General features: G+C 39.2%; 18 protein-coding genes. 9 read left to right on the top strand and 9 right to left on the bottom strand.

Annotated elements, in window-relative coordinates:
- Positions 1-30: 30 nt before the first annotated feature.
- On the bottom strand, positions 31-483 hold the full coding sequence (locus ABD676_RS17285; protein WP_344675923.1) for a type I restriction enzyme HsdR N-terminal domain-containing protein: 453 nt from the start codon (positions 481-483) through the stop codon (positions 31-33).
- A 73-nt stretch (positions 484-556) separates the two neighbouring features.
- On the opposite strand from ABD676_RS17285, the gene holA reads away from it, so the two are divergent.
- The 7 genes from holA (at position 557) to ABD676_RS17250 (ending at position 10,897) form a co-directional block, all read left to right on the top strand.
- Positions 557-1,564, top strand: coding sequence for a DNA polymerase III subunit delta (holA, locus tag ABD676_RS17280; protein WP_344675922.1), 1,008 nt, complete (start codon positions 557-559; stop codon positions 1,562-1,564).
- A 2-nt stretch (positions 1,565-1,566) separates the two neighbouring features.
- Positions 1,567-2,130 (top strand): hypothetical protein, encoded by a 564-nt coding sequence (locus ABD676_RS17275; RefSeq protein WP_344675921.1) that lies wholly within the window; start codon positions 1,567-1,569, stop codon positions 2,128-2,130.
- Between the two features lie 526 nt (positions 2,131-2,656).
- Positions 2,657-3,277, top strand: a complete 621-nt coding sequence (locus ABD676_RS17270) for a TetR/AcrR family transcriptional regulator (RefSeq protein WP_344675920.1) — start codon at positions 2,657-2,659, stop codon at positions 3,275-3,277.
- A 5-nt stretch (positions 3,278-3,282) separates the two neighbouring features.
- Positions 3,283-4,614, top strand: coding sequence for a TolC family protein (locus ABD676_RS17265; protein WP_344675919.1), 1,332 nt, complete (start codon positions 3,283-3,285; stop codon positions 4,612-4,614).
- A 39-nt stretch (positions 4,615-4,653) separates the two neighbouring features.
- Complete coding sequence (locus tag ABD676_RS17260) at positions 4,654-5,796, top strand: efflux RND transporter periplasmic adaptor subunit (RefSeq protein ID WP_344675918.1); 1,143 nt, start codon at positions 4,654-4,656, stop codon at positions 5,794-5,796.
- Between the two features lie 29 nt (positions 5,797-5,825).
- Complete coding sequence (locus tag ABD676_RS17255; RefSeq protein WP_344675917.1) at positions 5,826-8,996, top strand: efflux RND transporter permease subunit; 3,171 nt, start codon at positions 5,826-5,828, stop codon at positions 8,994-8,996.
- A 986-nt stretch (positions 8,997-9,982) separates the two neighbouring features.
- On the top strand, positions 9,983-10,897 hold the full coding sequence (locus ABD676_RS17250) for a class I SAM-dependent methyltransferase (protein WP_344675916.1): 915 nt from the start codon (positions 9,983-9,985) through the stop codon (positions 10,895-10,897).
- Between the two features lie 281 nt (positions 10,898-11,178).
- Here ABD676_RS17250 and ABD676_RS17245 read toward each other — a convergent pair whose 3' ends face one another.
- The 4 genes from ABD676_RS17245 to ABD676_RS17230 are packed head-to-tail and all read right to left on the bottom strand — an operon-like array spanning position 11,179 to position 13,212.
- On the bottom strand, positions 11,179-11,604 hold the full coding sequence (locus ABD676_RS17245; protein ID WP_344675915.1) for a c-type cytochrome: 426 nt from the start codon (positions 11,602-11,604) through the stop codon (positions 11,179-11,181).
- Positions 11,604-12,242, bottom strand: a complete 639-nt coding sequence (locus ABD676_RS17240) for an SCO family protein (protein WP_344675914.1) — start codon at positions 12,240-12,242, stop codon at positions 11,604-11,606. The genes ABD676_RS17245 and ABD676_RS17240 overlap by 1 nt, the downstream gene beginning before the upstream one ends.
- Before the next feature lie 6 nt (positions 12,243-12,248).
- Positions 12,249-12,680 carry a transposase gene (locus ABD676_RS17235; protein ID WP_344675913.1) on the bottom strand — a complete coding sequence of 144 codons (432 nt, stop codon included), beginning with the start codon at positions 12,678-12,680 and terminating at the stop codon, positions 12,249-12,251.
- A 10-nt stretch (positions 12,681-12,690) separates the two neighbouring features.
- Positions 12,691-13,212 carry a DUF4442 domain-containing protein gene (locus tag ABD676_RS17230; RefSeq protein ID WP_344675912.1) on the bottom strand — a complete coding sequence of 174 codons (522 nt, stop codon included), beginning with the start codon at positions 13,210-13,212 and terminating at the stop codon, positions 12,691-12,693.
- A gap of 91 nt (positions 13,213-13,303) precedes the next feature.
- Here ABD676_RS17230 and ABD676_RS17225 point away from each other — a divergent pair, with 91 nt between their 5' ends.
- A complete protein-coding gene (locus ABD676_RS17225; protein ID WP_344675911.1) occupies positions 13,304-14,530 on the top strand; it encodes an MFS transporter in 1,227 nt (408 codons plus the stop codon).
- Positions 14,531-14,790: 260 nt separating this feature from the next.
- On the opposite strand, the gene ABD676_RS17220 is transcribed toward ABD676_RS17225, so the two are convergent.
- From ABD676_RS17220 to ABD676_RS17210, 3 genes are read right to left on the bottom strand one after another with little or no spacing between them, the layout of a single operon-like run.
- Entirely contained in the window at positions 14,791-15,429 is a 639-nt protein-coding gene (locus ABD676_RS17220; protein ID WP_344675910.1) for a uridine kinase family protein, read from the bottom strand.
- Between the two features lie 11 nt (positions 15,430-15,440).
- Complete coding sequence (locus ABD676_RS17215; protein ID WP_344675909.1) at positions 15,441-16,355, bottom strand: DPBB and LysM peptidoglycan-binding domain-containing protein; 915 nt, start codon at positions 16,353-16,355, stop codon at positions 15,441-15,443.
- A gap of 8 nt (positions 16,356-16,363) precedes the next feature.
- Entirely contained in the window at positions 16,364-17,113 is a 750-nt protein-coding gene (locus tag ABD676_RS17210) for a hypothetical protein (RefSeq protein WP_344675908.1), read from the bottom strand.
- Between the two features lie 38 nt (positions 17,114-17,151).
- Here ABD676_RS17210 and ABD676_RS17205 point away from each other — a divergent pair, with 38 nt between their 5' ends.
- The gene (locus ABD676_RS17205; RefSeq protein ID WP_344675907.1) at positions 17,152-18,504 is read left to right on the top strand and encodes an NfeD family protein; all 1,353 of its coding nucleotides are present in this window, start codon (positions 17,152-17,154) and stop codon (positions 18,502-18,504) included.
- Positions 18,505-18,579: 75 nt separating this feature from the next.
- Here the strand turns inward: ABD676_RS17205 and ABD676_RS17200 are convergent, their stop codons facing one another.
- Positions 18,580-20,139: an OmpP1/FadL family transporter gene (locus ABD676_RS17200; RefSeq protein ID WP_344675906.1), complete on the bottom strand. Its 1,560-nt coding sequence runs from the start codon at positions 20,137-20,139 to the stop codon at positions 18,580-18,582.
- Positions 20,140-20,154 lie beyond the last annotated feature (15 nt).

The following is a 20,154-nucleotide window of genomic DNA, read 5'->3' as shown; positions in this document are numbered from 1 at the left end:
ATAATACTAATTTTAATTTTTAATTCCTTACTATCCAAAAGATGGCAATTCGCTTAGAAATGTAAAGTCACCTTTCTCGAAGTCTATCCTACAATAATAGTGCTCAATTCCATTACTCACTAAAAGTAAGGGGATTTTGTACTGAGAATTGTAATTTGCGATCTGATGAAAGGTGTTTTCGGTAATTTTGACAGTTGGAGCCTTAAACTCTGCCAAAAGTATACCTTGACCCAATCGGTTGTAAACCACTAAGTCATGTCGTTTTTGTAGACTGTTCAACTTCAATCCACCCTCAATATGCATTAATGATAAAGGATAATGATAATGTTGATGCAAATGATTAACCCAATGCTGTCGTACCCACTCCTCGGGCGTCAATAAAAGATGTTTCTTTCTTAACGCATCGAAAATATAGTACTGGTCTGCTTTTTTGCTAATCTTTGCGGGGTAGGATGGTAAGTTTAACGGTACTGCTGTAAACATTTACAAAACTACGAAAATATCAGTCCCATTCCAACAAATATAATTGCCTTGAAATTCGTACTTTCGTAAGCAAATGAATACCCAATCCATTTTATCCGATATTAAGAAAAAGAACCTTCGCCCAGTTTATCTTTTACATGGGGAAGAACCTTATTTCATTGACCTGATCGCCGATGCTATCGAGACTCAAGTGCTTGATGAAGCTCAAAAAGGATTTGATCAATCTGTTCTTTATGGCAAGGATACAGATTTAAATACCATCGTTAGCATGGCAAAACGCTATCCTATGATGAGTGATTACCAGGTAATTGTTGTCAAGGAAGCGCAGAACTTGAAGTGGACTGCTGATGACCTTTTACAGAAATACTTAGAAAACCCAACGCCAACAACCGTATTGGTATTTTCTTATAAATATGGAAAATTCGATAAACGTAAGAAGGCCTATAAGCTTTTTGAAAAGGCTGGGGTAGTAGTGGAATCTGCAAAACTTTATGAGGACAAGATAGGGGGCTGGATTAATGAACAACTTGCAGCAGCCAAGCGTAAGATTCATCCTCAAGCAGCAGCAATGATGGCTGAATATCTAGGAACAGACCTCTCTAAGGTGGCCAATGAATTGGAAAAGCTGATGCTTAATGTTCCTGCAGACAGAGAAATTAGTCCAACAGATATTGAACAAAATATTGGAATAAGTAAAGACTTTAACTCCTTTGAATTAAATACTGCACTAGCCAAGCGAAACTCCTTTAAGGCATTTCAAATCGTTGAGTACTTTGCAGCTAACCCAAAGTCAAATCCGATGCCCGTTGTAATTGGAACATTGGGAACTTACTTTACCAAAATCCTTAAGTACCATTACTTGCCAGATAAAACTTCTGCTGTTGCCGCCAAGGCATTAGGTGTGCACCCTTTTTTCGTGAAAGAGTATGAACTTGCTGCACGCAATTTTAATCGGAGGAAAACGTTTGAAATCATTCATCTAATCAAAGAATTCGATTTAAAATCTAAAGGAATGAATGTTGGTCACTTAACCAGTAGTGGCGATTTATTATCTGAATTAATCTATAAAATCTTAAACTAAACATGCGTAAATTTCTACTATTCTTAATGATTGTGCTTTCTGCAAAATTCACTTATGCGCAATCATCTGTTTATACCCTTTTACAGGGAGGTGCTAATTTGGGATTCTCCAATGAAGGCTATAAGGGAGCATTCAATGGTTACCATTTGCATTTTATTTTTGGAAAGAACTTTAATGAAAGTGCTTTTTTAGGATTGGGTATTGGTAATGAAAAGTTCCAAGGAGATTACCAAACAAATGATCCCCACCAAGATGATCAGAAAGTGTATAAATATGAATTCAACACTTTCCCGATATTTATAGACGGCAGATTACCTATTGGTTATTTCAATGACGCCTCTAGAATTGGTCTATTAGCAAATGCTGGTTATGCTCCAGGAATAGGACCTGCTTATGATAAAGGAGCATTATTCAAGGCCGGTTTCTTTTATTTACATGACGGTATGAGTAAAACCAAATTTACAGCATCCTTAGCTTATGGATACCAGCAACTAACAAAGAACGCATTCCGCAAAGATTTCCAGCACCAGAGTTTCCACTTAACCGTGGGGTTGATGTTGAAATAGGGTAGGGAAATTCGGTTATCATCGACTCTCGGAGAAGGTGTTTAGATTGAAAACGGGCAGACATTTCGATCGTTTTTTGTTTTGAAAGACAACAGAATTCAGACAGCAGAAAACAGAATGGAGGATATACATGATGGTAGGCGATGCTTACATCGCCCGCTAGATTGGAATTATAATGAACCTTATGGATCAAATGATTGATAAACAGGCGGACATTCCGTTCGTTTTCATCACAGATTAATCTCCTTCTTCAAACTCACTCAGTACCGCCCCTACCTAGCGTACTACCTGAATAGCGTGTAGTTCCTTTATCTCCGATAAAGGATGACGGGATCTTTTTTGGGGAAGAAAGACTCATCGCTTCGCTCTGAGTTGGAAATGTATTGTTTTTTAATTCAGTTATTTCCAACCTTCGACCATTGAAATCCCCCACACTCAAACTTTCAAAAATTCTATCTAACAGCGCAGCGATCTCTTATCTCATATCTACTAGCGCAGCGGTCTCACCTCTCTTTATAACGATTATTTGACACAACAACGTGAAAAGTTTACTTACCTTTGCGACCGAATGAACATTCAATTGACAGAAAAAAAGGAACAAATATTCCGTAGTACCTTAGACTTGATTCACCATTTCGGGTTCCACGGTTCGCCCATGAGCAAGATTGCCAAGGATGCTGATGTGGCGGTAGGATCCATCTACCACTATTTCCCTTCTAAAGACGATTTAATCATTGAATTGTATTGGTATTGTAAAGAGATTATCAATAATTATGTGTTTAAAGCGGAAGAGAATAATTTGGCTTATGATCAACGATTTCGCATCATTTGGAAAAACATTGTGCGGTTCTATCAGGACCATGTCTACATCTTCAGTTTTATGGAACAATTTTACGGTTCACCCTTTTATGAGGAGGTACGTTCTAGTGTCTTTAAAGAGAAGTCTGAGCGAAACAAGATTTTTCATTTTCTGGAGACCGGGATTGAACAAAAACAATTAAAAGACTTGCATGTTCGATTGATATTAGCTGCCTATTTGGGACCTGCTATTTCATTGGTAAGAAGTGCATTATACGAGAAAATCCGCTTGGAGGAAGATCAGTTGGACACCTTAGTGGAAATTATATGGAACGGGGTTAAAAAATAATATATATGAAATTCAATTTTAAGCACTTACTTATTTACACATCTGTAGCCGTGGTATCATTGGGTACTGCAACTGCTCAGGATAACAGGCCGTTGTCCAGCAATGCTACCTTAGACGAGCTCATCAACTTTGCCCTAAACAACAAAATCGAGGTTAAGCAAGCACAAATTGATCAGGAAATCGGTGAACGGGAAATTGCATCAGCTCTATCTGGCTGGTATCCTCAAATCAATGCGAATGGAAATCTAACCCATTTTATTCAATTGCCGACAGCCAATATCAACGGTCAGAACATCGCCATGGGACAAAGAAATACATCTGCTTTGACTTTCCAAGCCGACCAGGCGATTATCAATCCTGGACTCTTTCAAGCTTCTAAAGCAGCACAGTTCATCCGTCAGAAAAATAACCTCGCATTGGAAAACACCCGAATCAATACGGTGGTCGATGTTTCCAAAGCTTACTATGACATCCTAACAAGTGAGGAACAAATCAATATCATAAATGAAAATATCGCTCGATTAAAGCGACAACATACGGATGCGAGTGCACGATATGAAACCGGATTAGTTGATAATACCGATTATAAACGTGCCTTGATCTCCTTAAACAATGCCAATGCGCAATTGAAGTCTGCATTAGAATTCCGTAAATACAAATACGATTTTCTAAAGACCTTAATGGGATTAAATCCTACAGACGGACTAAGCCTTTCTTTTGCTGGTCAGAATATGGAATCCAATGTGTTATTGGATACTAGCGAGTTAGTTCAGATCGCTAACCGGGTAGAATACCGCCAATTGAAAAACTTGCAGGAGATCCAGAAATTGAATACCCAGTATCAGAAATGGAGTTATTTGCCACGATTAAGCGCATTTGCAAACTATGGTTTGAATTACCGTAATAGTGCCTTTGCTGATTTATATGGCAATAACTACCCGCAATCTTCTGTTGGACTTACCTTATCTATTCCAATTTTTACTGGAATGAAAAGAATACAGGAAGTGAAGAAATCGGAATTGCAAGAATCTCGCATTGAGATGGACTTAGCAAATTTGGAAAACCAAATAGGGGCGCAATATTCTGCTGCAATGGCTTCTTATCGCGCTAATACAGTAGAATGGCAAAATGCCAAAGCCAATATGGAACTTTCTGAAGAAGTCTATAATACCATCAAATTACAATATGATGCCGGTTTAAAGACCTATTTAGAATTAATGACCGCCGAAACGGATCTTAAAACCAGTCAATTGAATTATCTAAACTCTTTATATGCCTTATTGGCTAGTAAGCTGGATATTCAGAAGGCCTTAGGAACGGTAGATATACAACAATAGCAACAACCTTTAACAATTACATACTAGAAACACAAAAGCATGAATACGAATCGCATTTTAACCGTTATACTCTTGAGCTCTGGATTGATCTTCGCGTCCTGTGGGCAAAAGGACCAAGGCAAGCAAGCAGGTCCAGGTCAAGGACAAGCACAGGCCATTCCAGTAACGATGGAAACTGTTTCCCATCAGACTGTTGCTGGAACTCAAACTTATCCAGCGAATGTAGTGCCTTTACAAGAAACTGAAATCCGTGCGGAAGTTTCAGGTTATATCACCAACATATATGTGGCAGATGGGGCAAATGTCAGCAAAGGTCAAAAATTATATGAGATCGATCGCGTGCGTTATGCTGCTGCAGTTGATCAGGCAAAAGCAACCTTAGAAATTGCTCGTGCTAATCTTTCACGCGTGGAAAAAGATTTACAACGATATCAAACATTAGCCGATAAAGATGCGATTGCTAAACAAACATTGGACTATGCTTATACCGATGTCAACAATCAAAAGGCTCAAGTACAAGCTGCAGAAGCTGCATTAACAACTGCTCGTACCAACTTGAACCGTTCTGTTATCACAGCGCCGTTCTCCGGTTCTGTAGGGATCTCTCAAGTACGTACAGGTGCTTTAGTGTCAGCAGGTACTACTTTGTTGAATACTGTGAGCTCAACAAATCCTATCGCTGTAGAATTTCAGATTAATGAAAAAGAAATCATGGAATTCAGTAACCTCCAATCAGGCAAAGCAAGCACCGAGATTAACTTAACTATGCCAGATGCCAGTACTTATGCTGATAAAGGTCGCATATCAACCATTGATCGTGCCGTTGATCCGCAAACAGGAACCTTAAAGGTCCGTGCTACATTCCCTAATCCTAACAATGCTTTACGTGCCGGAATGAACCTGAACTTAAATGTGATCAGCAGTTCTAAAAAAGAAGAATTGGTCATTCCATACCGCGCTATTTTTGAGCAGTTGGGAACATTCAGTGTGTACACCGTTTCTGACAGCAGCACTGTCGATTTAAAACAAGTTACTTTAGGTCATAAATTGGGTGATAAAGTAGTAATATCCCAAGGCCTTCAATCAGGTGATAAGGTTGTTGTCGATGGAGTTTCATCTTTAAGACCTGGTGCTAAAGTAGTAGATAAAGCGCAACAAGCAGCTCCACAACCGAAACAATAGTAAATGCAGATCCAATAATATTTTAAAGCATGATTTCAGAAGTATTTATAAAACGACCGGTCACAGCCATGGTCATCTCGATCTTGATTACCATTATCGGTATCATCTCGGTGACTACCCTGCCGGTCAGTCAATATCCTAATATTGCACCTCCTACAGTATCCGTTTCTGCGGTATACACCGGAGCTGATGCGCAAACTGTAGAAAAGACAGTAACCACGCCAATAGAGAGTCAAATTAACGGTACGCCAGGAATGATCTACATGAGTTCCAACTCGACCTCTGATGGTAGTTCCCGTATCACCGTGACATTTGAAGTAGGGACTGATATCGATATCGCCACTCTTGATGTACAAAACCGTGTAAGTATTGCCGAACCGGTATTACCAGAAGCCGTACGTCGTTTAGGGGTAACCACCAGAAAGATGAATACCGATATCTTGATGATGATTTCTTTGGTATCTCCAGATGGTTCTCGAAGCAATAATTTCTTGGCAAACTATGTCAACCTTTACCTTAAGGACGCATTATTGCGTGTTAAAGGGGTAGGTGATGTACAAGCATTTGGTCAGCCATTCGCTATGCGTGTATGGTTAGATGCCAATAAACTAGCCAATCTAGGGATGTCCCCAGCTGATGTGAGTCAAGCAATTGCTGAACAGAACTCCAGAATGCCGGGTGGTTCTGTAGGTGCGCGTCCGCAAGAAAACTCCCAAGTATTTGAATATCCTATTGTCATGGACTCCGATTTGGAAGAAGTGGATGAGTTTGAAAATATTGTCGTAAAGACCAATACAGACGGTTCTATTGTGCTTTTGAAAGATGTAGCACGTGTGGAATTGGGTCAGTTTAACTACGGTATTACCACAAAGGTGAATGGAAATATTGCATCAGGTATGATGATTTCCCAAACTCCAGGAGGTAATGCAGTGGAAACAGCAGACGGTATTTACAAAGCCTTAGAAGACTTAAAGAAGTCATTCCCAACAGGAGTTGATTACGTAGTAGGTTATGAAACTGTATCGGTTGTAAATGCATCCATTAGTTCCGTAATTCACACTTTGATTGAGGCATTAATCTTAGTAACTATAGTAGTGTTCTTCTTCCTACAGAGTTGGAGGGCCACCTTGATTCCATTATTGGCAATACCAGTGTCCATCGTGGGAACATTTGTATTTTTTACGATGTTTGGCTTCTCCATTAACAACCTAACGATGTTAGCTTTTGTCTTGGCGATTGGTATTGTGGTGGATGATGCCATTGTCGTCGTCGAGGCGGTACAGCATTATATTGACCATTATCAGATGGATGCCAAGGAGGCAACCCGAAGGGCCATGAAGGACATTACGGCACCGGTTATTGCCATTGCCTTAATCTTAGCTGCAGTGTTTGTACCGGTAGGATTTATCCCAGGAATGGTTGGGCAATTGTATCAACAGTTCGCCATTACCATTGCCGTATCGGTTATGCTTTCCGCATTTATCGCCCTGTCCTTAACTCCAGCTTTATGTTCGTTATTGTTGAAACCATCAGCAACAACCAAAGACGCTAAGGGCTTAAATAAATTCTTCTACAAATTCAACGTTTGGTTTGATAAGGTAACATATCGTTATTCCAAAGGTGTGAAGAAAGCGATTAAAGCAGCTCCCTTGATATTGATTATTTTGATCTGTATTTTCATTGGAACAGGCTTTATGTTCATGAACAAGAAATCAGGCTTTATCCCGAATGAGGATGGTGGTATTTTCTTTATGGGTGTGAACTTACCTGAAGGAGCGTCTAGTGCCAGAACAGAAGAAGTGTTAACCGAACTATCTAAAGGCTTGCAAGAAGATTTTCCAGAGATTGCATACATTACTTCCATCAACGGTATGAACTTGTTGAACCGTTCTGCGAAACCAAATGGTGCATCCTTATTTGTTTCCTTGAAACCTTGGGAAGACCGTCAGCGTACAGTGATGGAAATTACAGGTGCGATTATGGCGAAATATCGTGGGTATTCTAAAGCTACAGTTATTGCTGCCACACCTCCTCCAATCCCTGGATTGGGTTCTTCAGGTGGTTTTACCTTAGAGATTCAGGATAGGCAAACTGTCGATATCAAGGAGTTTGAGCGTGTTGTTGGTGGATTCCTTGCCGAAGCTAATCAACGCCCTGAAATTGGAATGGCCTATACTTTATTCAACAGTAAATCTCCAAACTATAAATTGAATGTAGACCGGGAAATGGCTAAGCGAATGGGAGTGCCTATTTCAAATATCTACAGTACCATATCCGCCTATTTAGGATCAAGCTACGTCAATGACTTCACAAAATACGGACGTAACTTCCGTGTCGTATCACAAGCAGACACCAGTTACCGTATGCATATTGAAGATATCAATAAACTGTATGTGAAGAATGTTCAAGGACAACCGGTGCCGGTGAGTAATTTAGTTCGCTATGAATTAACGACCAATCCATCCATTGTGAATCACTTTAACATCTTCCGTTCTATACAATTGTCCGGAGAAGCTGCACCAGGATATTCATCGGGTGATGCTATTCGCGCATTGGAGGAAGTTGCTGCAAAAACACTTTCAGACGGTTATTCTTATGAATTCTCAGGGGTGACCCTACAAGAGAAGCAGTCGGGAAGTAAGACCATACAGATCTTTGCGCTCTGTATCCTCTTTGTATTCCTTCTGTTGGCTTCATTATACGAAAGTTGGTCTGTACCATTCTCCATTCTTTTATCCGTTCCACTGGGCGTATTTGGTGCTATTTTGGCATTGACCCTATTACCGAACCTGGATAATAATATCTTTGCCCAAATTGGTTTGGTAACCATTATTGGTTTGGCAGCTAAGAACGCGATTTTGATTGTCGAGTTTGCCAAAGAACGGGTAGACATCGGAATGAACCTGATCGATGCGACATTGGATGCGGTAAAACTACGTCTACGTCCTATTATCATGACATCCTTAGCCTTCATCTTGGGTATTATACCATTGATGCTTTCAACAGGTGCAGGAGCCGTTTCCAGACAAACTATTGGCTGGACTGTATTCGGAGGTATGACCGCTGCAACCTTCCTAGCGATCTTTATCGTTCCAGTACTCTTTGTTGTCATCACAAGATTAGCTTACGGTAAGAAAAAACTCGCCGAACTAGAAGCTTCTTTCGATGAAGAGAAAAAGAAAAACTTGAGTGCCCATTGATGTGGGTAGTTTGAGACAACAGACGTCAGACAACAGATAACAGATAATGAAACGGTCGATGCAGAGAATGCATCGACCGTTTTTTTGTTTTGAAAGACAACAGAATTCAGACAACAGAACATAGATTTGGATTGTGGTTTTTGGGTGTTGTTTTTTGGCGGCCGATGCATGCATCGCCCCTACAAACAATCGTGATTTTATTGTTCCAAACCACCATAATTGTAGGGTCGAAGCATACTTCGACCGCTTGTTTACTGCCTATTTACCGCCTATTTATACAATTCTATTTCAACAACTCTATTTCACCTTATTTTCTCTATCTGATTTGCATAGTTAAAAGTTCACTCAGCTAGCTTCGCGACGGAATCTTGTGGGGGAGGCAGAGACTCTTCACTTCGTTCTGTTTGTAAATGCTGGTTATAAATTTAATTGGTGGGCGATGCATGCATTGCCCCTACAAACAATCGTGATTTTATTGTTCCAGAACACCATAAAAGTAGGGTCGAAGCATGCTTCGACCGTTATCCAAAATTCAATAAATTCTATCCCGACAATAGATCTAAAATCTGTTGTCTTTCGTCTGTAGTCTCATCGTCTTTCCTTAGGGTTTGCTAGGGGTTGGATTCGACACTAATTCGGATCTCCTTCGGAACTCGTTCGGAACTCCTTCGGATCTCGTTCGGTTAGAAGCGAACGAGATCCGAACAAGATCCGTATCAGATCCTAAGAAATTCCCTAAGAGTCTCGAAGCAATATGCAGGAAATCCACCATTATACCAAAGCTTATTACGAAGCAATATTGACTGAGGTACCTGTTGATTTTTATAAACTTACTTCCAATTACGCGAATGAGTAAATCTACTTGGGTTACAAAGCAATTTTATGTAATTCTCTATTATATTTAACCTATATTTAACCTGTGGAATACCATATATAACATTTGGTTTAAATAATTTTACACCTAACTAATCAATTGTAAAAAAAAGATGTACGGAAATTCTTTTGAAGAAGAAAGTTATGAAAGACATGGTGGCTGGTACCACAGTCAATTTCCAGATATGGAAAAGAAGATGCGTGTTATCCGTACGTTCAAGAATTATCAGGGAAGTATACATCATTGGTTACAAGATCAGTTTTTTCAGCAGTTAGGTCCATTATTGCATGATAAGGATGCATCTTGGTTAACATTAGGTGATGCCTATGGACATGATTCGCAATATTTATTAAGTCAGGATATTAAATCAGTTATTGCATCAGATCTCAATGATAATTTATTGCAGTTAGCGAAGCAGGAGGGTTTGATACATCAATTTCAGCGATTAAATGCTGAACGCATGGACTTGGAATCGTCCAGTTTGGATTATGTGCTGTGTAAGGAGAGTTATCATCATTTCCCTAGGCCTTATGCTGCCTTGTATGAAATGGTTCGAGTAGCTCGAAAAGCTATTGTCTTAATGGAGCCTCAGGATCCTTTGATTCGGATGCCGATATTACTCGGACTATACAATGTGCTGAACCGCTTGCGACCTGGTTTAATTGATAAGGTTTGGAAAAACCGAATTTCCTATGAGTCCGTAGGTAATTTTGTGTATAAGGTATCCGAACGCGAGTTGGAGAAATTTGCTGCGGGTTTAAACTTACCCATGATTGCGACGAAGTCCTTTAATCCGAATTTTTGGTTTGAGGGTAGTGATCAAATTGAAGCCAAACTCTCAGCCCCAAAATTTCTTCGAATACGGATGAAGAAAATGCTTTTGGATTTGTTGATGAAATTAGGAATCATCCCAGGTCAAACACTCTGTTTGATTGTTTTTAAGGAGGAGCCTAATACAGAAGTTTTGAATTCCTTAAAGCATGCTCATTTTCGAATTTCGAAAATTAAGGCAAATCCCTATATATAATAGAGAGGAGCATCCCTTTAGGTTAAAATGTAAAAGAGAGAATTATCATTTTAATCTCCCAATGTTAATAAATTGTTAAATATTCAAAAAAGACTTGACGAGTGTACATTTTACACTTATCTTTGTGGTATCATAATTTAGGTTTATAATTGGTTATTAAAGGTTTTCATTCTCCCCGCTTGAAAACCTTTATCTTTTTATAGAAAACCCGAAAATTTCAATCGACAAATCCCCTATAACTTACTGGTAAACAAATGATTGATTCTTTTTGAGAAGCGTTGTTATGGACAGTTTTTTAGTAGATTCTCTACCTCTTCTTTGGAGAAGTGCTTGTTATCTTTTGCGAAATAAGTAGACACATAGCTGAGCACATAGGCCACATCCAGCGTAGAAAGAGTTGGAACTCCTGGCATTTCTTGATTATAGCTTTTGCCGTCCACTTGAATTTCACCTTTCATTCCAAATTTTACGATACAGGGTAAACTCTTTCTGTTTTCGTTGAGGTATTTGGCATCTGTGAGAGGTGGGTATAATTTACCAAGGCCTTCACCATTTGCACCATGACAGTTTTGACAATGCTGGGTATAGACTTTCTGCCCCATTGTAGCATATTGCATGGCTTCCACGCTCAATTTATTGTTACAGGAGAACAATAAATTAAGCGCTAAAACCAAGGATAAAATGATCGTACTGAATCTATAGATCATTATTTGTATTCATTTAATAAGATATCTAAATCGGCTAAAAGCTTTTGCACCTGATCTGGATCTGTTCCGTCATAAGCACCGCGAATGCGTTTGTCAGGATCAATTACTACTAAGTATCCTGAGTGATCATATCCACCAGGGACATTTGCATCGACCTTAGTATAAACTAAGTAATTGTCAGACATGCCATAGATATCGGCTTTGGAGCCCGTAACAAATTGCCATTGATCATTATCAACGCCTAATTTATTTGCATAGTCCTTCAGGACGTAAGGTTGGTCGTATTTAAAGTCAATGCTATGGGATAGAAAAGCTATTTTAGGATTTCCTTTATATTTCTCATATGCCTTTAGCAAGTTTCGTTGCATGGTAGGGCAGATGCTAGGACAATGCGTAAAGAAAAAGTTAGCCACATAGATCTTGTTTTTAAAGAAATCTTGGCTGATATACGTGCTGTCCTGATTCAGGAAATTGAAATCTGGGATTTTACGTTCGATAGAATCCTGGATTTCTTGTCCATTGGCATCTTCAGCTGCGATTTTAAAGATGGGTAGCTTGCGTTCAGCTTGGCTACAACTGCTTAGGTAAATGCTGCCTATTAAGGCTAGGCCAGCAAAGCCTAGGAATTTTCTCATCATTATATTTTATTTAAAAACAGCTAAGGATTTACCGATCCCTGCTTGCGCATCTTCAAATTGTTTCTTCATCTCTACCACACGGTCGTACATTTTCTGTTGATAAGCTTTATCTTCATTGACAGCATCGTAATCTTTCATCCAGGTCATCATATTATCCGTTGCGTCTTCCAATTTCGTTTTGAGCTCACTTAGCTCGGTACGGGTATTGGTGGTGTCAATAGCTGGATGAGCAGCCTTGATACCGGCTAGGTTTGTTAATATAGAATCAATTTTAACCGTTGTGTGGTCAAAAACAGAAATTTGCGGCATGATTTCATCATGGATCTGAATCGCTTGCTCAGAGATCTTTTGATCTTCGGTTTCCTTGGCTGCCTTATTGTTGTTGCATGCACTAAGAATGGCTGTCAATCCGATACTAAGGATAATCAGTTTTTTCATGATTTTTTATTTAAGATTTAATGGAATGTTCCTCTTCTGAGGAGTTAATTTTTCGATATGTTTCAAAGTCAAACTCCAAGTCTCGAATATAGATCTCGTTATGTGCCACTGCACATAAGGTTCCATGTTTATCAAAAACCTGCGTTTGAAAGGTTTTCACGACCTTACCTTCTTTCTTGATGGTCTGCAATGCTTCCAATAAAACCTCTTCTTTCAAATGAAAAGATACATAGAGGTCATGTCTACCAGGCTTGATATAATCTATATGTGCCGTTTTCAACCAAGCGACTGTTCTCAAAATCCCTTGATGTTTGAAGTATTGGTCCAGCAAAATAGGATAAAAGGGGTCGATAGCAGAAAAAATGGTTCCTCCGAAAATGGTCTTGTTGGAGTTAATGTTCAGTAAGCTCTTGTTTATTTTTACTTCCGCACCTAAAAAATTATCGAGTATCTTTTTTACCCAGATGCGTTGGAAAAAGAATGGGGGATATAGTCGAAGGCCCCATTTTAAGGTATTTGGAGATACTCTCATGTGGTAAAAATACAGCTAATTTCCAATATTATATGCCCTGCTATTGTAATAAAAAAAGAACTATCCTAAATTAAGGGCATATTTCTAAATTATGAGTGCCGAACAAAACTCAAAGAATGTCTGGATATTGGTTTTCGTAGCTGCCTTAGGCTATTTTGTGGACATTTACGATCTGATTATCTTCTCGATAGTGCGTATACCTTCTTTTCAAGAATTAGGGGTTGCAGAGGCCAATATGCGCCATCTAGGTGAGTATGTCCTGAACATGCAAATGGGAGGTCTGTTGATTGGAGGGATTATCTGGGGGATTTTGGCTGATAAATATGGTCGATTAAAAGTTTTATTCGGTTCCATATTATTGTATTCCTTGGCCAATATTGCCAATGGTTTTGTGCATGATGTCCAAACCTATGGTATTATCCGCTTTATTGCTGGAATTGGATTAGCCGGAGAATTGGGTGCCGGAATAACATTAGTAAGTGAAACGATGCATCGGAAAAGGCGTGGTTATGGTACCATGATTGTCGCTGGAGTAGGGGTATTAGGAGCTATCTTGGCTTATTATATTTCCGAATGGTTTAGTTGGCGGACAGCCTACTTTGTAGGTGGAGGAATGGGTTTGCTCTTGCTCTTAATGCGGGTGGGTGTATTGGAATCTGGAATGTTTGCCAACTTGGAAAAACTAGGCGTGGAAAAAGGGAAAATCAGTATCCTGTTTAATAATAAAGAACGTTTTAGACGATATATCTATTGTTTATGTATTGGATTGCCGATATGGTTTGTCGTAGGGATATTAGTCACACAAGCACCTGAAATAGGTAAAGCCTTAAATGCAGAAACCACATTGAGTGCCGGGAAAGGCGTAATGTTTACCTATTTGGGTATTTCCCTAGGTGATTTTTTAGCCGGCATATTAGCGCAAGTTTTTCGATCTCGAAAACGCGTAGTATTTATTTACCAAATCCTCATATTACTTTTTTCCATTATCTATTTGACTTGGCAAGGTATAAACGAACAAGCGTTTATGATTTTGGCCTTTTTAATGGGACTAGGCGTTGGTTATTGGGCGACATTTATTACCATAGCAGCTGAACAGTTTGGAACGAATATTCGAGGGACAGTGACTACTACTGCACCTAACTTTGTGCGGGGCGCATTGATACCTTCCACCTTGTTGTATGGGGTGCTTGTTGGGTATTTTGGGATTATCTGGGCAGCGATGATTATGATGATCCTGTTGACCGGAATAGCCATATTTGCCTTGACGAAATTAAAAGAGAGTTTTGATCGAGATCTCGATTTTGTGGAAGAGGACTAATTTTTTGAAAGAATAATCTAAGAATAATTGTAACAGCGCATTGCTTAGTTAAGACTGCTATTATAATCTATCTGGGCATTTCTTACAACGTTTTCCACGTTTGTATTTCTTGCAACATTTCTTAAAAACCTGCTCACCTTGGTCTGAAAAGGGATTTATACCTTTTTTATCCTCAAAAGGAAGATTATCCAATACCTGCAACCGAATCATTGTCTCAAACATGAAGACAAATATAGTTAATTTAGATTAATTCAAAATAACTAGCCTATTCTTTTCTTCAGTTCTTGGGCGATGTCGTTTGTGAACGTTTGAATGATCAAAGGGTCATCGACATTGTTATGGATTACCAAATCGCATTGCTCCCGATAAGGCAATAGGTATTCGTTGTAAGATGGCACGACATGATTGATCCATTTGTACATGACGTCATCGTGGTCATATCCTCTTTCAATTAAATCTCTTTTGAGACGACGTTCTAGAGCTATATGTTCTTCCGCATCTAAAAATATCCGATAATCCAGCAATCTATTGATTTCATCGTAGTGGAAAATAAAAAGTCCCTCAACAACCAAGACTTTTGCTGGCTTGATTTCAAGCATCTTTGGCTTAATATCTGGATTGTTGAAGGTATATTCTTCTTTATAGATGGTTCGTCCTTCAAAAAGGTCTTTGATGTGCGCGTAAAAAGTCTCCCTGTCAATGGAGGTTGGTAAATCGAAATTATATAATCGATTTTCTTCTCTTGTTTTTGTGTTTGCGGGGATATAATAATCATCCTGGGAAATCAAGGTGATTTCATCTTCGGAGAAATGATCTAAAAAACTTTTAAGGAAAAATGTTTTTCCGGAGCCGCTACTACCAGCAATACCTATGACATAGGGTTTGTCCAATTCACTCATTCGTATTCTATCTATTCTATTGGGGCACCGTAGGTAATTTCAATCAAAAAACGTTTATCTAAGGCACCGATATGCGATGCTGCAGACTTAGAAAGGATGACAATAGCATCATGGCTTTCTGCAGTATTGGAGAATTTTCCTACGACTTTGGCAAAGGTAACACTTTTTGTCAATGGGTTGGTAATTTTTAGAATGGTCCCTACAGGGGCAGTGCGGTGCAAGGCTAGATTACTTTTTCCAGAAGATTCTAAGTCTGACATCCACATGCCTATCCCTTTTTCCTTTTTCTCCCGAATACCGTAACGATTGGTTTCAAAAGCTATTTCCTCTTTACTCATCTCTTCCGGAATTGGGATTCTGCCTGTCGTCGATTCTACCGTTGGTTGCGGGTCAATTACTTTTCCATCTGGAATTTTTAAGCTTTGACCAGGACGAAGGGTATCGGAGGTTAAGCCATTAATTTTTTTAATATCGTCTACTGTTGTCGCAAAGCGGCGAGCAATGGAGTATAAGGTTTCATTATCGCCAACTTTGTATTCAGTCAAAATCTTAGCTGTAGGCAAGTTTGTCGGTTGTCCAAGGGTAACTTGACTGTTGCTTACTACCGGATCTTTTACAGTATCAGTAGGGGCAACAAGGGCATTTACCGAAGGGATGTTCACTGTATCGCCGACACGTAAGTTCTTCTTGTTATTGGCAGCCATAATATCGTTGACAGGAATGCCATATATACGACTCAACTGATAATACGTGTCTTTGGAAGAAACTGTATGAACGATAAAAGTACGTCCATTGATTTGGGTTGTTTTTTTACTTTGGCCTGTAGACTGCGCATTTGCTACGGAAGCAGCACATAAAAGGAAACAGGTTGAAAATATGCTAATTGTCTTTTGAAAAGACTTAAAATTCAAATATTCATTCATCATTCTTGCAATTATACTAAATAAGAGACAATTTCCCGCTTGTCAAAAGTCATAAAAAACAGCTGTCTGTCCATCTGGAAATAAGGCTGCGGGATCATTTTCCCCATTTGACTAAGTATGACTTGACGATCTAGTAAACGGTTTAAATCGCTCAAAGCTAAAATTAGCGAAAAACCATCGGCATTCGCTTGGTGGTAACACCAAAGGTAGTGTGTAGCACATTTGGAGAGCCAAATTGGCCCTTCAATTTCCTCAGACGCTAAAAAGTGGGGTTTGGTCTGGTAGGTTATTGGATATTGTATCTTGTTGGGACAGATTTCAAATTTATTTTCAGGTGAGGGACTGTATTGTCCTGTTAGAATATCAATAGCGATGGTTTCACCGGAGGCAATACTGCGGTGTCGAGCATGGACTTTTCGGTAAAACACATCCAATAGAATAAATTCATAAGATGTGAATACCGTTTTATTCTGTGAAGAATCAATGATCTGTATACCTTCTTGTATAGGTGTGTGTTCTCCTACGCGTTTTAGAATAAGATGTCCATCCTGTATGCTGTCTAGCGTCCATTCTTTACCATCCGCTTGGCAAGGAGACATACGACAGTTGCCTTCCAAGTCAAAAACTTGAAAAGTAGCTTCTGTACTATCCATATCTCGTGTTTCCACTGCAATTAAAGGTTGCATAGGGTCAACCTCAATTTTCCAGATATTCGATGCCAGCGCTTTCTCGAAAACTTTATTTATCGTATATTTAGTCATCCGAGATGATAATTTTTTAAGTCACTAAGACAAAACGTATGGACAAATTTACAAAATACATTTTAGGAATTCTGTTCCTTTATTTTCTGAACATCGTTCCGGGCTGGTCGCAGCAGGTTTATTCTGTTCAGATTAAAGAGGACATTGGACCTAATTCTTGGCGTACCTTAAAAAAGGCTATCCAACAAGCTAAAAGCACAAAAGCCGATTATTTACTCATTGAACTAAATACGTTTGGTGGTGCTCTGAACTTCGCGGATTCCATGCGCTCTAGTCTTTTGAACGACAATACCTTTAAATCTATTGTGTATGTTCATAACAATGCGGCCTCTGCGGGTGCATTAATCTCATTAGCAGCGGATTATATTTACATGCATGCAGGTGCTAGTATAGGTGCTGCCTCCGTAGTCAATCAAAGTGGAGAGGTATTACCTGAAAAATACCAGTCCTATATGCGCGGATTGATGCGTGCGACTGCTGAAGCACGTGGTAGGGATCCAAAAATGGCGGAAGCCTTTGTAGATCCTAGTATTTCCATTCCAGAGCTTAAAGAAGATGGTAAATTACTGACCTTGACAACTGCTGAAGCGGTCAAGATTGGTCTAGCAAAGAAAGAAGTGAAAAGTGATGTAGACATTTATTCCGACCTGCAATTTTCAAAACCTACTGTTACACAACATCAGGTTTCATGGGTGGATCATTTGATTGCATTCCTTATTAATCCACTGGTAAGTGGCTTATTGATTATTGGTATTATTGGCGGTATCTATTTTGAAATGCAATCTCCAGGGATTGGATTTGCATTGCTTGTTGCACTGGTTTGTGCTGCATTATTCTTTGCCCCACTATATTTACAAGGCTTAGCAGATAATTGGGAAATTGCCATCTTTATCTTAGGTGTGATATTGATAGCCTTGGAAATATTTGTGATACCGGGCTTCGGTGTAGCAGGGATTGCAGGTATTATTTTAATGCTTTGCGGATTGGCATTCTCGATGGTTGCCAACGATTATTTTGATTTTAAACTTACTCAACCTGGATTATTGATGAATTCATTTATTATTGTAGTCGGTGCAATGGTCTTAGCCATTGTATTGATGGTTATCTTTGGCAAGAACATGTTGGAATCTAGGGCATTCAAGCGATTGGTGTTGGAGGATGAACAACGATCAGATAGCGGCTATACCTCTTCTGTTACTAAAACCAATATGATTAATAAAGTTGGTGTAGCGAAAACCGTATTAAGACCTGCGGGAAAAATAGAAATTGACAATGTATGGTATGATGCCGTGGCATTGGACGGATTTATAGATGCCGGTGAGGAAATTTACGTGGAGAAGCATGAAAATTACAACCTCTTTGTTCGTAAGATCTCCGAGCGTAATGCTTAAGGCGATTTAAAAGAAAAGAAATAGGCTCTAGTTTGATTACTAGAGCCTATTTTTATTGCTATGATGTTCTTCTTGTTAGAACTTCAGACCGATGGTCATAACTGCATTAAATCGTTTGTTTTTAACGTCAGTACCAGGAGCTTCTGATTTCCATAGCGGCGCTAAGCTGTACGTCTGGTGATAATATTCTGTAGCTTGATATTGCATGGCTGTCACATCAATATACATGGCATTAGGAAAGATATATCCTAATCCTATAGTACCGATGGAATTGCCTTTGTCGGTATCCTTAAATGCAGAACCACGATAATTATATCCTGCTCGAGCAGTTAAACGATCAGTTACCACCACTTCTGTACCGACACGGAAATTAAAAGCACCTTTATATGTTGCCTTCAAATCATCGTTAATTTCCACATCCGAACCGATCATCGCGTCAGCTGATTCATCCACATATTGGATGGAATTATAACCTACATACTCTACATCTGCGGAAAGAAGTCCTCGACCAAAGAATTTGGTTAAACCGAAGGCAGTTTTCCAAGGCGAGATAATGGAATAATCACGTGATCCTCCATCAGGTTTTGAATAGTATGGATTATACAAATCAGAAGTTGTTGTTTCATTATCGTAGTAATGCACTTCTGTATCCAAATAATCGTCGAATTTGATGGTGGTCCAAGTAGGGGAGGTAAAAGTTAAACCTATATTCCAATCCCAAGTAGGTTTTATAATCATACCAAAATTGAAATTAGCACCATAGCCCGTTGATTCACTCATAATGCGGTCACTAATGGAGTAATTTATGTCGGTGTATTTATTTTGAATGGTACCTGGTTTAGTAAAGGCAGAATTTGGATTATCCGGTGCGATTTCATCAGCACGTTTGGTCCATCCACGCTCATACACGTTCGATTCGTATGTGTTTTTATAGGCTAATAGACCCACGCCACCTCCGATATAGAATTTATGGCTGTAATTGGCACCAATGGAAAAGTTGGTTAGGTATTTATAGCCTCCTGCAATCAAGTCTATTTGTTGACCTTTAGGAGCCGCCTCCAAAACAGTGGGGAAGTAGCCGTCATCAGGATTTGCAAATTGCTCTACTAAATACGAGTTTTTGAAATCTGCTGCAAAGCCAGAAGCAGAATGCATGACATCCGTCATGTATTGTACTAAGGTGTTTTGATTGTTAATTCCTGAGTAGGTAACTTTATCAGAATAATTGTTTTGGCGATTAACACTTACACCAATGTTTAGGTTTTGCCAACCATAGTTTTGGTCGTAGGCTGTAGGGAAATACAATACTATACCTGCATTATCTATTCCAAATTTGGCGTAATTCGTTGATTTATTATTGCCAAAGAAATTGGTTGTATTGTTATTGTTAAGCACATTGAGGGAAACAGAAACATCCGATTGACCAAAGAATCCTAAGCCTGCAGGATTTCCGGATACCGAACTAATGTCTCCACCCAGGGCTGTATTGACACCACCCATAGCACGAAAGCGTGCTGTTCCATTTAACTCATCTAAGGAAAGAATTTTGGCATCGTCATAAATAGATTGCCCCATGGCAACTTGTTGTACGGAAAAAGCTAAAAGAAAGGATAATGGGAGTATGCTTTTTTTCATAGAATGAATGATTGA

The sequence above is a fragment of the Sphingobacterium kyonggiense genome (genome assembly GCF_039536825.1).
Classification (GTDB): Bacteria; Bacteroidota; Bacteroidia; order Sphingobacteriales; family Sphingobacteriaceae; genus Sphingobacterium; species Sphingobacterium kyonggiense.
The sequence above is the reverse complement of the archived record's forward strand: the minus strand, read 5'-3'. Positions and strand labels throughout refer to the sequence as shown.

What these genes read in the sequence shown, in the direction of transcription:
- ABD676_RS17205 (WP_344675907.1), top strand. Translation starts at nt 17,152, where the DNA reads ATGGACAAATTTACAAAATACATTTTAGGAATTCTGTTCCTTTATTTT.
- ABD676_RS17250 (WP_344675916.1), top strand. Translation starts at nt 9,983, where the DNA reads ATGTACGGAAATTCTTTTGAAGAAGAAAGTTATGAAAGACATGGTGGC.
- ABD676_RS17215 (WP_344675909.1), bottom strand. Translation starts at nt 16,355, where the DNA reads ATGATGAATGAATATTTGAATTTTAAGTCTTTTCAAAAGACAATTAGC.
- ABD676_RS17235 (WP_344675913.1), bottom strand. Translation starts at nt 12,680, where the DNA reads ATGAAAAAACTGATTATCCTTAGTATCGGATTGACAGCCATTCTTAGT.
- ABD676_RS17230 (WP_344675912.1), bottom strand. Translation starts at nt 13,212, where the DNA reads ATGAGAGTATCTCCAAATACCTTAAAATGGGGCCTTCGACTATATCCC.
- ABD676_RS17225 (WP_344675911.1), top strand. Translation starts at nt 13,304, where the DNA reads ATGAGTGCCGAACAAAACTCAAAGAATGTCTGGATATTGGTTTTCGTA.
- ABD676_RS17210 (WP_344675908.1), bottom strand. Translation starts at nt 17,113, where the DNA reads ATGACTAAATATACGATAAATAAAGTTTTCGAGAAAGCGCTGGCATCG.
- ABD676_RS17255 (WP_344675917.1), top strand. Translation starts at nt 5,826, where the DNA reads ATGATTTCAGAAGTATTTATAAAACGACCGGTCACAGCCATGGTCATC.
- ABD676_RS17220 (WP_344675910.1), bottom strand. Translation starts at nt 15,429, where the DNA reads ATGAGTGAATTGGACAAACCCTATGTCATAGGTATTGCTGGTAGTAGC.
- ABD676_RS17285 (WP_344675923.1), bottom strand. Translation starts at nt 483, where the DNA reads ATGTTTACAGCAGTACCGTTAAACTTACCATCCTACCCCGCAAAGATT.
- ABD676_RS17240 (WP_344675914.1), bottom strand. Translation starts at nt 12,242, where the DNA reads ATGATGAGAAAATTCCTAGGCTTTGCTGGCCTAGCCTTAATAGGCAGC.
- ABD676_RS17260 (WP_344675918.1), top strand. Translation starts at nt 4,654, where the DNA reads ATGAATACGAATCGCATTTTAACCGTTATACTCTTGAGCTCTGGATTG.
- ABD676_RS17265 (WP_344675919.1), top strand. Translation starts at nt 3,283, where the DNA reads ATGAAATTCAATTTTAAGCACTTACTTATTTACACATCTGTAGCCGTG.
- ABD676_RS17245 (WP_344675915.1), bottom strand. Translation starts at nt 11,604, where the DNA reads ATGATCTATAGATTCAGTACGATCATTTTATCCTTGGTTTTAGCGCTT.
- holA (WP_344675922.1), top strand. Translation starts at nt 557, where the DNA reads ATGAATACCCAATCCATTTTATCCGATATTAAGAAAAAGAACCTTCGC.
- ABD676_RS17200 (WP_344675906.1), bottom strand. Translation starts at nt 20,139, where the DNA reads ATGAAAAAAAGCATACTCCCATTATCCTTTCTTTTAGCTTTTTCCGTA.
- ABD676_RS17275 (WP_344675921.1), top strand. Translation starts at nt 1,567, where the DNA reads ATGCGTAAATTTCTACTATTCTTAATGATTGTGCTTTCTGCAAAATTC.